Source organism: Streptomyces acidicola, from assembly GCF_009377235.1.
Taxonomy (GTDB): domain Bacteria; phylum Actinomycetota; class Actinomycetes; order Streptomycetales; family Streptomycetaceae; genus Streptomyces; species Streptomyces acidicola.
The window spans coordinates 38,058-51,584 of the sequence record NZ_VMNX01000038.1 but is presented as its reverse complement, the minus strand read 5'-3'; the positions used below and the strand labels follow the sequence as shown (position 1 = coordinate 51,584).

Below are 13,527 nucleotides of genomic sequence, written 5' to 3'. Positions count from 1 at the left end.
CCCCCCGCGAGGACACCCCCCTCGTCACCGCCCTGGCCGAATACCCCCACGCCCTCGCCCACGCCGCCGCGCACCGGGCCCCCGACCGGCTGGCCCGGCAGCTCGTCGCCGTCGCCGACGCCCTGCTCGCCTTCCAGCACACGGTGCTCCCACGCGGTGAGGAGAAACCCTCGGCCGCCCACCGTGCCCGGCTGGCCCTCGCCGAAGCCGCCGGGACGGTGCTGGCCGGCGGCCTGTCCCTGCTCGGCATCGACGCACCCGACCACCTCTGAGCCCACAGAGAACCCCACAGAGAACTCAGTGAGCCAAGAGAGCCAAGAGGGCTCAGAGAGCCCAGAGAGTCCAAGAGAGCCCGACACGTCATGAGCCGTTCCGCACACCCCGCAGGGCCCCGTCACGCCGACGTCCTCCCCGATGGCCATTACTCCGCCCCGCCCTCCGACCTCAACACCCTCGACCCCAAGGTGTGGGCACAGACCGTGACCCGTGCCCCCGAAGGCGTCGTCAGCGTCGGCGGGGTCGATGTGAAGACGCTGGCCGAGGAGTTCGGCACGCCCGCCTACTTCGTCGACGAGGCCGACTTCCGGGCCCGGGCGCGGGCCTGGCGCACCGCCTTCGGGCACGACGCCGATGTCTTCTACGCCGGCAAGGCCTTCCTCTCCCGCGCCGTCGTGCGCTGGTTGCACGAAGAGGGGCTCAACCTCGACGTGTGTTCCGGGGGCGAGCTCACCACCGCGCTCTCCGCCGGCATGCCCGCCGAGCGCATCGCCTTCCACGGCAACAACAAGTCCACCGCAGAGATCCGCACCGCCATCGAGGCCGGTGTCGGGCGGATCGTGCTCGACTCCTTCCAGGAGATCGTGCGAGTCGCGCATGTGGCCCAGGAGCTGGGGACGCGGCAGCGGGTGCAGATCCGCGTCACGGTCGGAGTGGAGGCGCACACGCACGAGTTCATCGCCACCGCCCACGAGGACCAGAAGTTCGGCATTCCGCTCGCCGGGGGGCAGGCCGCCGAGGCCGTACGGCGTGCCCTGCAGCTCGACGGGCTCGAACTCATTGGCATCCACAGCCACATCGGGTCGCAGATCTTCGACACCTCGGGCTTCGAAGTGGCCGCTCACCGCGTGGTCGGGCTGCTGAAGCAGGTCCGGGACGAGCACGGCGTCGAGCTTCCCGAGATCGACCTCGGCGGTGGGCTCGGCATCGCGTACACCAGTGACGACGATCCGCGTGAGCCGCACGAGATCGCCAAGGCGCTCACCGAGATCGTCGGCCGCGAGTGCGAGCGGGCCCAGTTGCGCACTCCGCGTATCTCCGTCGAGCCGGGGCGCGCCATCGTCGGGCCGACCGCCTTCACGCTCTACGAGGTCGGCACCATCAAGCCGCTCGACGGGCTCCGTACGTATGTCTCCGTCGACGGCGGTATGTCCGACAACATCCGGACCGCGCTCTACGACGCCGAGTACAGCGTCGCCCTGGTCTCCCGCACGAGTGACGCCGAGCCCATGCTCGTCCGCGTGGTCGGCAAGCACTGCGAGAGCGGGGACATCGTGGTGAAGGACGCGTTCCTGCCCGCCGACCTGGCACCGGGTGACCTCATCGCCGTGCCCGCGACCGGTGCGTACTGCCGTTCCATGGCCAGCAACTACAACCACGCGCTCCGCCCGCCCGTCGTCGCCGTCAACGAGGGCGAGGCCCGGGTGATCGTCCGCCGCGAGACGGAGGAGGACCTCCTGCGCCTCGATGTCGGCTGAATGACCGGCGCTGAGCGACCGGCACGGAACGACCGCACAGAACGACCGCACAGAACGACCGGCACAGAACGATCGACGCTGAGCGACCGGCGCCGTGACCCGGGGTGGAAGATCTCCTGTCTTCCCCCACCAAGAAAATGAAATCAATGTCTCACGATCCGGACGGGAGGCAGAAACTCCCGTCCGGTGCGTGAGACTGGTTCCACCGTATTCGGTATGTGAGGAAACGAGGTCGGATGATGCGTACGCGTCCGCTGAAGGTGGCGCTGCTGGGCTGTGGGGTTGTCGGCTCAGAGGTGGCGCGCATCATGACGACGCACGCCGACGACCTCGCCGCCAGGATCGGTGCCCCGGTGGAGCTCGCCGGGGTTGCGGTACGGCGGCCCTCCAAGGTGCGTGAGGGCATTCCCGCCGAGCTCGTCACCACCGACGCCACCGCGCTCGTCAAACGCGGGGACATCGACGTCGTCGTCGAGGTGATCGGCGGCATCGAGCCCGCGCGCTCCCTCATCACCACCGCCTTCGAGTACGGCGCCTCCGTCGTGTCCGCCAACAAGGCGCTGCTCGCCCAGGACGGTGCCGCGCTGCACGCCGCCGCCGAGGACCACGACGCGGACCTCTACTACGAGGCCGCCGTCGCCGGTGCCATCCCGCTGATCCGCCCGCTGCGCGAGTCGCTCGCCGGTGACAAGGTCAACCGGGTGCTGGGGATCGTCAACGGCACCACCAACTTCATCCTCGACAAGATGGACAGCACGGGGGCCGGATACCAGGAGGCCCTCGACGAGGCCACCGCGCTCGGGTACGCCGAGGCCGACCCCACCGCCGACGTCGAGGGGTTCGACGCCGCCGCCAAGGCCGCCATCCTGGCCGGGATCGCCTTCCACACGCGCGTACGGCTCGACGACGTCTACCGCGAGGGCATGACCGAGGTCACCGCCGCCGACTTCGCCTCCGCCAAGGAGATGGGCTGCACCATCAAGCTGCTCGCCATCTGTGAGCGGGCCGAGGACGGTGCTTCCGTGACCGCCCGTGTGCACCCCGCGATGATTCCGCTCACCCACCCGCTCGCCTCCGTGCGCGGCGCGTACAACGCCGTGTTCGTCGAGTCGGACGCCTCCGGGCAGCTGATGTTCTACGGGCCGGGCGCGGGCGGCGCCCCCACCGCGTCCGCCGTCCTCGGTGACCTGGTCGCCGTGTGCCGCAACCGGCTGAACGGTGCCACCGGACCCGGTGAGTCGGCGTACGCCGCCCTGCCGGTGTCGGGCATGGGTGACGTCGTCACGCGGTACCACATCAGCCTCGACGTCGCCGACAAACCGGGTGTTCTCGCCCAGGTCGCCACCGTTTTCGCTGAGCACGGTGTCTCTATCGATACGGTGCGCCAGCAGGGAAAGGACGGCGAGGCCTCCCTCGTCGTCGTCACCCATCGCGCGTCCGACGCCGCCCTGAGCGGGACCGTCGAGGCGCTGCGCAAGCTCGACACCGTGCGGGGTGTCGCCAGCATCATGCGGGTTGAAGGAGAGTAACCAGCAATGACCCACCAGTGGCGCGGAATCATCGAGGAGTACCGGGACAGGCTGCCGGTCTCGGACACCACGCAGGTCGTGACGCTCCGCGAGGGCGGCACGCCCCTCGTGCCCGCACAGGTGCTCTCCGAGCGCACGGGCTGTGACGTTCATCTCAAGGTGGAGGGCGCGAACCCGACCGGTTCCTTCAAGGACCGCGGGATGACGATGGCCATCACCCGGGCCAAGGAGGAGGGTGCGAAGGCCGTCATCTGCGCGTCGACCGGCAACACCTCCGCCTCCGCCGCCGCGTATGCCGTACGGGCCCGGATGGTGTCCGCCGTGCTCGTGCCGCAGGGCAAGATCGCGCTCGGCAAGATGGGCCAGGCCCTCGTGCACGGCGCGAAGATCCTCCAGGTCGACGGCAACTTCGACGACTGCCTCACCCTCGCGCGTGAACTGTCCGACAACTACCCGGTGGCACTGGTCAATTCGGTCAACCCGGTGCGTATCGAGGGCCAGAAGACGGCAGCGTTCGAGATCGTGGACATGCTCGGCGACGCCCCCGACATCCATGTGCTGCCGGTGGGCAACGCGGGCAACATCACGGCCTACTGGAAGGGCTACAAGGAGTACGCGGCCGACGGGATCGCCGGGCGGACCCCGCGCATGTGGGGCTTCCAGGCCTCCGGCTCCGCCCCGATCGTGCGCGGCGAGGTCGTCAAGGACCCGTCGACCATCGCCACCGCGATCCGCATCGGCAACCCCGCCTCCTGGCAGTACGCGCTGGCGGCGAGGGACGAGTCGGGCGGCTTCATCGACGAGGTGACGGACCGTGAGATCCTGCGCGCCTACCGGCTGTTGGCCGCACAGGAGGGCGTCTTCGTCGAGCCCGCGTCCGCCGCGTCGGTGGCCGGTCTGCTGAAGGCCGCCGAGCAGGGCAAGGTCGACCCCGGCCAGACCATCGTGTGCACGGTCACCGGGAACGGCCTCAAGGACCCCGACTGGGCCGTGGCCGGCGCCCCCCAGCCGGTCACGGTCCCCGTGGACGCGGCGACGGCGGCCGAGCGCCTCGGTCTCGCGTAGGACGCCGGGCCCCGGGAGGGCGTCGGCCCTGCGTGAGACCGCGCATGGTGCCCATGCGCGCCGCGCAGGACCGCGCAGGACACCGCGCTCCGGCATATGGAGGGCACTCCCGGGGGATAACCCCGCATGGCACCCGACAAGGGGGGCACAGGGGGCTTACGACACGCATCGTGCGCCTCCCGTGCGCCCTATGTCGCCACAGAACCTTCCTTCGATAGGCTGTACTGAACCCGCCCGCCGCATATGCCGCGGTGCCGCGTCGTCGACAGTGATCCCCGGGTCCCGTCGACAGCGGCCTCACGGGTCTTCCGTACGCATCGAATGTCTTCGACCTTCGACAAACTCGCAGCTCAAGCTCAAGGAGAGTCATCGAGCGATGGCCGGTCCAGCGTTCCGCGCCGCCGCCGTCCGGGTGCGCGTCCCCGCCACCAGCGCCAACCTCGGCCCGGGCTTCGACGCCCTCGGCCTGTCGCTGGGCCTCTACGACGACGTGGTCGTCCGGGTGGCCGACTCCGGCCTGCACATCGACATCGCGGGTGAGGGCAGCGAGACCCTCCCGCGTGACGAGGGTCACCTCCTCGTCCGCTCCCTGCGTACCGCCTTCGACCTGCTCGGCGGACAGCCCCGCGGCCTCGAAATCGTCTGCGCCAACCGCATTCCGCATGGACGCGGCCTCGGTTCCTCCTCGGCGGCCATCTGCGCCGGCATCGTCGCCGCGCGCGCCGTGACGATAGGCGGCGACTCCCGCCTCGACGACACCGCGCTGCTCGAACTGGCCACCGAGATCGAGGGGCACCCGGACAACGTCGCGGCCTGCCTGCTGGGCGGCTTCACGCTCTCCTGGATGGAGGGCGGCGCCGCGCGGGCCATCAGGATGGAGCCCGCCGATTCCATCGTTCCGGTGGTTTTCGTACCGGGTAAGCCGGTACTGACGGAGACGGCCCGCGGACTGCTCCCGCGCACCGTCCCGCACGTCGACGCCGCCACCAACGCGGGCCGTGCGGCCCTGCTCGTCGAGGCGCTGACCAGGCGCCCCGAGTTGCTGCTGCCCGCCACCGAGGACAGGCTGCACCAGGAGTACCGCGCCCCGGCCATGCCGGACAGCGCCGCACTGGTGGAGCGGCTGCGGGCCGATGGAGTGCCCGCGGTGATCTCCGGCGCCGGACCGACGGTCCTCGCACTGGCCGACGGGGACAGCGCCGACAAGGTGGCCGACCTGGCCGGCGCGGGCTGGGCCGCCAACCGGCTGGAGCTCGACGCCCAGGGAGCGAGCGTGCTTCCGCTTGCCACCTGACACACGGTTGCCGGATTTCGAGAGGGGGAATGTTTGTTGGATCCGGTAGTGTTAACCTCAAGTCTGCACCCGACCCCACCATGGCGAGGTGCTTCGTGTCCCCGTCCGGGACGACTTTTCTTCCGGGAGCTTCCCAAATCGCACCGTGTCTCGTCCGTCACGCAGTATGTCGTACGCAGGCACTGAGCGATCTGCCGAGCACGCTCCGGAATCGGCGTGACCGAGCCTTGTGACACAGACACTCAGTGCCATGGCTCAGGGAAGCTCCGAATCATCAGAGTTCACCTCCGCCGCCTTTGGCGGACCACCGCCCCGGCACGGTCCACACAGCAAGGACCGAAGCCGGACAGCACAACCGGTCGCCGAGCCAGACAGGCCGACGTCCGCTCCAGGGAAGGACCCTTCGTGAGCGACACCACCGATCTGATGGGCGCACGTGTCGAGGAGACCGCTGCCGCGCCCGCCACGGACGCTTCCGCGCCTGCCACCGGTGCCGGCTCGCGGCGGCGCCGCGGTACCGGCCTTGAGGGCATGGTGCTGGCCGAGTTGCAGCAGGTCGCATCCGGCCTCGGCATCAGGGGCACCGCGCGTATGCGCAAGAGCCAGCTGATCGAGGTCATCAAGGAGGCGCAGGCGTCCGGGGGCGCCACGGCGAAGGCCGACGCAGCCACCGAGACCAAGCCGAAGCGCCGCGCCACCTCGAAGGCGCGTACGGGCGACAACGCTTCCGCCGATGCCGAGGCTCCCGCCGACAAGAAGGCCGCGAAGGCCACGAAGGCCGTCACGGAGGCGCCCGCCGAGCAGGCCGTGGCCCAGCAGCAGATCGAGATCCCCGGCCAGCCGCAGCCGGCGAGCGAGGACGCGCCCACCGAGCGCCGCCGCCGTCGCGCCACCGCCGAGGCCGGCAGCCCCGATCCGGGGACCGGCATTGCCGCCGAGGCCAAGAGCGAGCCGAAGGCCGAGACCCCGGCCCAGCCGCAGGGCGAGGCCGGTGACCAGGGCGGCGAGGGCCGTCAGGGCCGCCGTGACCGCCGCGAGCGTGGCCGGGACCGCGACCGCGACCGCCGCGGCAAGGGCGACGACCAGCAGAGCGGCCAGCAGCAGCGCGGCCAGCAGCAGGGCCAGCAGGGCGGCGGCCGTCAGCAGCGCGCCGACGAGGACGGGGACGACTTCGACGGCCGTCGGGGCCGTCGCGGGCGCTACCGCGACCGCCGTGGCCGCCGTGGCCGCGACGACATCGCCGAGCCGCAGGTCGCCGAGGACGACGTCCTGATCCCGGTCGCGGGCATCCTGGACATCCTCGACAACTACGCCTTCATCCGCACCTCGGGCTACCTGCCGGGCCCGAACGACGTGTACGTCTCCCTCGCCCAGGTCCGCAAGAACGGCCTGCGCAAGGGCGACCACGTCACGGGTGCGGTCCGTCAGCCGAAGGACGGCGAGCGCCGCGAGAAGTTCAACGCGCTGGTCCGCCTGGACTCCGTCAACGGAATGGCACCCGAACACGGCCGTGGCCGCCCGGAGTTCACCAAGCTGACGCCCCTTTACCCGCAGGACCGCCTCCGCCTGGAGACGGACCCCGGCGTCCTGACCACCCGCATCATCGACCTCGTCGCGCCCATCGGCAAGGGCCAGCGCGGTCTGATCGTGGCCCCGCCGAAGACCGGCAAGACCATGATCATGCAGGCGATCGCCAACGCCATCACGCACAACAACCCCGAGTGCCACCTGATGGTCGTCCTCGTCGACGAGCGTCCGGAAGAGGTCACCGACATGCAGCGGTCGGTCAAGGGCGAGGTCATCTCCTCGACCTTCGACCGCCCGGCCGAGGACCACACCACGGTCGCCGAGCTCGCCATCGAGCGCGCCAAGCGTCTGGTGGAGCTGGGCCACGACGTCGTCGTCCTGCTCGACTCGATCACCCGTCTGGGCCGTGCGTACAACCTGGCCGCGCCCGCCTCCGGCCGCATCCTGTCCGGTGGTGTCGACTCGACCGCGCTGTACCCGCCGAAGCGCTTCTTCGGTGCGGCGCGGAACATCGAGGACGGCGGCTCGCTCACCATCCTCGCCACCGCCCTGGTGGACACCGGGTCCCGTATGGACGAGGTGATCTTCGAGGAGTTCAAGGGCACGGGTAACGCCGAGCTCAAGCTCGACCGCAAGCTTGCGGACAAGCGCATCTTCCCGGCGGTGGACGTCGACGCGTCCGGTACCCGTAAGGAAGAGATCCTGCTCGGCAACGAGGAGCTCGCCATCGTCTGGAAGCTGCGCCGGGTGCTGCACGCGCTCGACCAGCAGCAGGCGATCGAGCTGCTGCTCGACAAGATGAAGCAGACCAAGTCGAACGCCGAGTTCCTGCTCCAGATCCAGAAGACGACGCCGATGCCGGGCAACGGCGACTGATCGCTTCGCGGACCGAACCACTGGGGGCGCCCTCGTCACGAGGGCGCCCCCAGTGGCGTTGTGCGCGAGACCTTTGCCACAGGGATCTTGATCGGCACCGGTTACGGCCAGTACGACCTGTTCGAGTGAAACCGCAGGTGAACCCGCCCTCACCGGAACGGTCGATCACACACTGTGCCGGTTCGTCCACGCGGTGGTCACAGTGCCATGTGCAACCCTTTCTCCCGGTCTGCCGTCTGACGGTACGGACCAGGCCCGAGCCAGACAGCAGGGGGCAACCGACCCGCAAGAGGACCGAGGAGCACATGTCCGCCGAGAGCACGCCGGAACCCGGCACCCCAGGCACGACCGGCACCACGGGCCCCCGCCGCCGCGGCGAGGGCGGCCGCCGCAGGCCCAGGAGCAAGGGGAGCAAGGCACTCCGGGCCGTCGCCTGGAGCGCCGCGGGCATCGTCGTTCTCGGCGGCACCGGCTTCGGCTACGTGTACTTCAAGCTCAACGGCAACATCAAGAGCGTCGACATCAACCAGGCCCTCGGCACCGACCGGCCTCAGAACGTCGACAACGGCTCGCAGGACATCCTCGTCCTCGGCTCCGACAGCCGCTCGGGCGGCAACGAGAAGCTGGCCGGCGGCATCGACGACGGCAGCGCCCGCTCGGACACGGCGATGATCGTGCACATATACGAGGGCCACAAGAAGGCCGGCGTGGTCTCCATACCGCGTGACACCCTCGTCGAGCGCCCCGAGTGCACCGACACCCGCGGCACGGCGTATCCGGCCGCCGAGAACGTCATGTTCAACTCCGCGTACTCGACCGGCGGCGCGGCCTGCGCGGTGAAGACCGTCGAGTCCATGACCGGCATCCGTATGGACCACTACATCGAGGTCGACTTCGCCGGCTTCCAGAAGCTCATCGACGAGCTCGGCGGTGTCGAGGTCACCACGACCCAGAACATCGAGGACCCCAACAGCCGACTGAACCTGAACGCCGGCACTCACACGCTGAACGGCAAGCAGGCCCTCGGCCTCGTACGCACCCGGCACGGCGTCGGCGACGGCTCCGACCTCGGCCGCATCCAGCTCCAGCAGGCGTTCATCAAGGCCCTGGTCAAGCAGGTCCAGGACATCGGCGTCCTGTCCAGCCCGAAGCGGCTGTACGACCTCGCCGACACCGCCACCCGGACCGTCACCACCGACTCCGAGCTCGGCTCCGTCACGGGCCTGGCGTCCTTCGCGAGCGGCCTCAAGGGCATCAGCGCGTCGCAGATGACCATGGTCACGATGCCGGTCCGGTACGACCCCGCGGACCCCAACCGCGTCCTGACGGCCAAGACCAAGGCCGACCTCGTGTGGAAGGCACTGAAGGCCGACCGGCCGATCCCGAAGTCGGCAACCGAGGGCACGGCCCATGGCGGGGCGAGCGGAGTGGTGGAGTCGTCCTGAGAGCGTGCGCCCCGGCTTGTAGGGCGCGCCCGGGCTTTTCAGGGGCGCGGGGCTGTGTCGATTTGCGGCTCCGCCGCGTGGGCGCGACCAGCCACATACGATCCGCGCACGCCCACGGCGATCACCTGGCCCCCCCCGAGGCGACCCCCGTCCCGGGCGCGCGGGAATACACCACAGCAACCCCCGGTTTGGGCGTATGGACCCAGTCCTGGCAGACTGGACCGTCGGCTCCGGTTCACGCTCCCGCATCCCGCGGCGGCGACCCGGCGCCCTCCCTGAACTAGGAGACACCCTTGAAGCGCGACATCCACCCCGAGTACGTCGAGACGCAGGTCAGCTGCACCTGTGGCGCGTCGTTCACCACCCGTAGCACGATCCCCGCCGGCACCATCCGTGCGGACGTCTGCTCCGAGTGCCACCCGTTCTACACGGGCAAGCAGAAGATCCTCGACACCGGTGGCCGCGTGGCCCGCTTCGAGGCCCGCTTCGGCAAGGCTGCCGCTGCCAAGAAGTAGCGACCTCACAGCGCCGGTCCTTGGTGCCCCTCCGGGGGCTCCGGGACCGGCGTTTTGCGGTAACAGCAGCCCACCTATTCGTCGTACGCACGTCCCCGGGCTCAAGATGGGAGCGGGGGACAGTCCAGGGAGCCGGAGATGTTCGAGGCGGTCGAGGAACTGGTCGGCGAGCACGCCGACCTGGAGAAGAAGCTCGCCGATCCGTCGGTCCACGCGGACCAGGCGACCGCGCGCAAGCTGAACAAGCGTTATGCCGAGCTGAGCCCGATCATCGCCACGTACCGCTTCTGGAAGTCGACCAACGGCGACATCGACACGGCCCGCGAACTCGCCGCCGACGACCCGGACTTCGTCTCCGAGGTCAAGGAGCTGGAGAAGCTGCGCGAGGAGCTGACGGACAAGCTGCGCTTCCTGCTGATCCCGCGCGACCCCAGCGACGACAAGGACGTCATCCTGGAGATCAAGGCGGGCGCGGGCGGCGACGAGTCGGCCCTGTTCGCCGGTGACCTGCTGCGCATGTACCTGCGGTACGCCGAGCGCGCCGGCTGGAAGACCGAGATCATCGACGCCACCGAGTCCGAACTCGGCGGCTACAAGGACGTCCAGGTCGCCGTGAAGACCAAGGGCGGCCAGACCCCCGAGCCCGGACAGGGCGTGTGGGCCCGGCTGAAGTACGAGGGCGGGGTGCACCGTGTGCAGCGGGTGCCCGCGACCGAGTCCCAGGGCCGTATCCACACCTCCGCGGCCGGTGTGCTGGTCACGCCCGAGGCGGAGGAGATCGACGTCGAGATCAACCCGAACGACCTTCGGATCGACGTCTACCGGTCCTCCGGCCCCGGCGGACAGTCCGTCAACACGACCGACTCCGCGGTGCGCATCACGCACCTTCCCACCGGAGTCGTCGCCTCCTGCCAGAACGAGAAGAGCCAGCTGCAGAACAAGGAGCAGGCGATGCGTATCCTGCGCTCCAGGCTGCTCGCGGCGGCGCAGGAGGAAGCGGAGAAGGAAGCCGCCGACGCCCGCCGCAGCCAGGTCCGTACCGTCGACCGCTCCGAGAAGATCCGCACGTACAACTTCCCGGAGAACCGCATCTCGGACCACCGCGTCGGCTTCAAGGCGTACAACCTGGACCAGGTCCTGGACGGCGACCTCGACGCGGTGATCCAGGCGTGCGTGGACGCGGACTCGGCCGCGAAGCTGGCAGCGGCGTAAGGACCCCTTAAGGCACGTACGAGTACCAGACGGAGGACTTGCGTGAACCTGCTGCTCGCAGAGGTGGCCCAGGCCACCCAGCGGCTGGCCGACGCCGGCGTGCCCTCGCCGCGCACCGACGCGGAGGAACTCGCCGCGTTCGTACACGGCGTGAAGCGGGGCGCGTTGCACTCCGTGAAGGACTCGGACTTCGACGCCCGGTACTGGGAGGTCATCGCGCGCCGTGAGCAGCGGGAGCCCTTGCAGCACATCACCGGGCGGGCCTTCTTCCGGTACCTGGAACTCCAGGTCGGGCCAGGTGTGTTCGTGCCTCGCCCCGAGACGGAGTCCGTGGTCGGCTGGGCGATAGACGCCGTACGGGCCATGGATGTCGTCGAGCCGTGCATCGTCGACCTGTGCACCGGCTCCGGCGCCATCGCGCTGGCGCTGGCGCAGGAGGTGCCGCGTTCCCGGGTGCACGCCGTGGAGCTGTCCGAGGACGCCCTGGTGTGGACCCGCAAGAACATGACCGGATCAAGGGTCGACCTGCGTCAGGGCAACGCCCTGGACGCCTTCCGCGACCTCGACGGCCAGGTCGATCTGGTCATCTCCAATCCTCCGTACATCCCGCTGACGGAATGGGAGTACGTCGCTCCGGAGGCGCGGGACTACGATCCCCAGCTCGCCCTGTTCTCCGGTGAGGACGGCCTGGATCTGATCCGGGGCATCGAGCGCACCGCACACCGCCTGCTGCGGCCCGGCGGTGTCGTCGTGATCGAGCACGCGGACACCCAGGGCGGCCAGGTGCCGTGGATCTTCACCGAGGAGCGGGGCTGGGCCGACGCGGCCGACCACCCCGACCTCAACAACCGGCCGCGTTTCGCGACCGCACGCAAGGCGATGCCGTGAGCACGCCACCGACTTCAGTCCAGCAGTATGTGTACGAGGAGGCTCGCTAGATGGCACGGCGATACGACACCAACGATGCGACCGACCGCGCGACGGGTCTGCGCGAGGCCGCCTCCGCAGTCCGCCGTGGCGAGCTGGTGGTCCTCCCCACCGACACCGTGTACGGCGTGGGCGCCGACGCGTTCTCCTCGGAGGCCGTGGCCGATCTGCTGGAGGCCAAGGGGCGCGGCCGCAACATGCCCACCCCCGTCCTCATCGGCTCCCCGAACACGCTGCACGGTCTCGTCACGGACTTCTCCGAGATGGCCTGGGAGCTCGTCGACGCCTTCTGGCCGGGTGCGCTCACGCTGGTCGCCAAGCACCAGCCGTCGCTCCAGTGGGACCTCGGGGACACCCGTGGCACGGTCGCCGTACGCATGCCGCTGCACCCGGTCGCGATCGAGCTGCTGACGGAGGTCGGCCCGATGGCGGTGTCCTCGGCGAACCTGACCGGGCATCCCGCGCCGGAGGACTGTGACGCCGCGCAGGAGATGCTCGGCGACTCCATCTCCGTCTACCTCGACGGCGGCCCGACCCCGGGCAACGTGCCGTCCTCGATCGTCGACGTCACGGGCAAGGTGCCGGTGCTGCTGCGTGCGGGCGCGCTGTCGGCGGACGAACTGCGCAAGGTCGTACCCGACCTTGAGGTGGCGAATTGACGGCGGCCCCTGACGCGGGGCGTGGCATATGGAACGGGGAACGTGCGGCGGAGATCACGACGACATTCGTCGGGCTTCCGCGTGACCGATTCCGCATCCTCCACGTCAGCACCGGCAACGTGTGCCGCTCGCCCATCACCGAGCGGCTGACCCGCCATTACGTGAGCCAGCGGCTCGGCGTCCTGGGCGGCGCGCTGATCGTCGAGAGCGCCGGCACCTGGGGCCACGAGGGCGCGCCCATGGAGGCCAACGCCGAGGCGGTCCTCGCGGACTTCGGCGCGGACGCCACCGGCTTCGTGGGCCGCGAACTCCTGGACGAGCACGTCATCCGCGCCGACCTGGTCCTCACCGCGACCCGGGACCACCGCGCCCAGGTCATCTCCATGGGCCACTCGGCGGGCCTGCGCACCTTCACGCTGAAGGAGTTCACCCGCCTCGTCCGCGCGATAGACCCCGCCACGCTGCCCCCGCTGGAGGATGGCCTGGTCGCGCGTGCGCGGGCCCTGGTGCGGGCCAGTGCGGCCCTACGCGGGTGGCTGCTCGCGCCGACGGCGGAGGCGGACGAGGTGTACGACCCGTACGGGGCGCCGCTGCCGTTCTTCCAGTCGGTGGGGGACGAGATACACCAGGCGCTCGATCCGGTGGTGACGGCGCTGACGGGGGTCCCCGCGCGGGCCTGAGGCCGCCGGCCGCGGGTGTACCGGGTTGGACGTGGCACCGGGCG

Annotated in this window: 12 protein-coding genes; all 12 read left to right on the top strand. The window is 70.0% G+C overall.

Going from position 1 to position 13,527, the window contains the following annotated elements:
* Nucleotides 1-272 (top strand): DALR anticodon-binding domain-containing protein (locus tag FPZ41_RS13490; RefSeq protein WP_265584218.1); only part of this gene is annotated, 272 nt, incomplete at its 5' end.
* A gap of 90 nt (nucleotides 273-362) precedes the next feature.
* Nucleotides 363-1,754: a diaminopimelate decarboxylase gene (lysA, locus tag FPZ41_RS13485; RefSeq protein ID WP_152862331.1), complete on the top strand. Its 1,392-nt coding sequence runs from the start codon at nucleotides 363-365 to the stop codon at nucleotides 1,752-1,754.
* Between the two features lie 236 nt (nucleotides 1,755-1,990).
* Nucleotides 1,991-3,283: a homoserine dehydrogenase gene (locus FPZ41_RS13480; RefSeq protein WP_131559003.1), complete on the top strand. Its 1,293-nt coding sequence runs from the start codon at nucleotides 1,991-1,993 to the stop codon at nucleotides 3,281-3,283.
* Nucleotides 3,284-3,289: 6 nt separating this feature from the next.
* On the top strand, nucleotides 3,290-4,348 hold the full coding sequence (gene thrC / locus FPZ41_RS13475) for a threonine synthase (RefSeq protein WP_152862329.1): 1,059 nt from the start codon (nucleotides 3,290-3,292) through the stop codon (nucleotides 4,346-4,348).
* Nucleotides 4,349-4,724: 376 nt separating this feature from the next.
* Complete coding sequence (thrB, locus tag FPZ41_RS13470; protein WP_152862327.1) at nucleotides 4,725-5,642, top strand: homoserine kinase; 918 nt, start codon at nucleotides 4,725-4,727, stop codon at nucleotides 5,640-5,642.
* Nucleotides 5,643-6,047: 405 nt separating this feature from the next.
* Entirely contained in the window at nucleotides 6,048-8,045 is a 1,998-nt protein-coding gene (gene rho / locus FPZ41_RS13465) for a transcription termination factor Rho (protein ID WP_322620190.1), read from the top strand.
* Between the two features lie 305 nt (nucleotides 8,046-8,350).
* Nucleotides 8,351-9,490, top strand: a complete 1,140-nt coding sequence (locus tag FPZ41_RS13460; RefSeq protein ID WP_152862325.1) for an LCP family protein — start codon at nucleotides 8,351-8,353, stop codon at nucleotides 9,488-9,490.
* 293 nt (nucleotides 9,491-9,783) lie between these two features.
* The gene (gene rpmE, locus FPZ41_RS13455) at nucleotides 9,784-10,005 is read left to right on the top strand and encodes a 50S ribosomal protein L31 (RefSeq protein ID WP_131559013.1); all 222 of its coding nucleotides are present in this window, start codon (nucleotides 9,784-9,786) and stop codon (nucleotides 10,003-10,005) included.
* A 138-nt stretch (nucleotides 10,006-10,143) separates the two neighbouring features.
* Nucleotides 10,144-11,217, top strand: coding sequence for a peptide chain release factor 1 (gene prfA, locus FPZ41_RS13450; protein ID WP_152862323.1), 1,074 nt, complete (start codon nucleotides 10,144-10,146; stop codon nucleotides 11,215-11,217).
* Nucleotides 11,218-11,259: 42 nt separating this feature from the next.
* Complete coding sequence (gene prmC / locus FPZ41_RS13445) at nucleotides 11,260-12,105, top strand: peptide chain release factor N(5)-glutamine methyltransferase (RefSeq protein ID WP_131559017.1); 846 nt, start codon at nucleotides 11,260-11,262, stop codon at nucleotides 12,103-12,105.
* A 50-nt stretch (nucleotides 12,106-12,155) separates the two neighbouring features.
* Nucleotides 12,156-12,803: an L-threonylcarbamoyladenylate synthase gene (locus FPZ41_RS13440; RefSeq protein WP_131559019.1), complete on the top strand. Its 648-nt coding sequence runs from the start codon at nucleotides 12,156-12,158 to the stop codon at nucleotides 12,801-12,803.
* Entirely contained in the window at nucleotides 12,800-13,483 is a 684-nt protein-coding gene (locus FPZ41_RS13435) for an arsenate reductase/protein-tyrosine-phosphatase family protein (protein ID WP_152862321.1), read from the top strand. Before FPZ41_RS13440 ends, FPZ41_RS13435 begins: the two co-directional genes overlap by 4 nt.
* Nucleotides 13,484-13,527 lie beyond the last annotated feature (44 nt).

Coding starts and splice junctions, on each gene's coding strand:
- lysA (WP_152862331.1), top strand. CDS start 363: ATGAGCCGTTCCGCACACCCCGCAGGGCCCCGTCACGCCGACGTCCTC.
- FPZ41_RS13480 (WP_131559003.1), top strand. CDS start 1,991: ATGATGCGTACGCGTCCGCTGAAGGTGGCGCTGCTGGGCTGTGGGGTT.
- thrC (WP_152862329.1), top strand. CDS start 3,290: ATGACCCACCAGTGGCGCGGAATCATCGAGGAGTACCGGGACAGGCTG.
- thrB (WP_152862327.1), top strand. CDS start 4,725: ATGGCCGGTCCAGCGTTCCGCGCCGCCGCCGTCCGGGTGCGCGTCCCC.
- FPZ41_RS13460 (WP_152862325.1), top strand. CDS start 8,351: ATGTCCGCCGAGAGCACGCCGGAACCCGGCACCCCAGGCACGACCGGC.
- prfA (WP_152862323.1), top strand. CDS start 10,144: ATGTTCGAGGCGGTCGAGGAACTGGTCGGCGAGCACGCCGACCTGGAG.
- FPZ41_RS13440 (WP_131559019.1), top strand. CDS start 12,156: ATGGCACGGCGATACGACACCAACGATGCGACCGACCGCGCGACGGGT.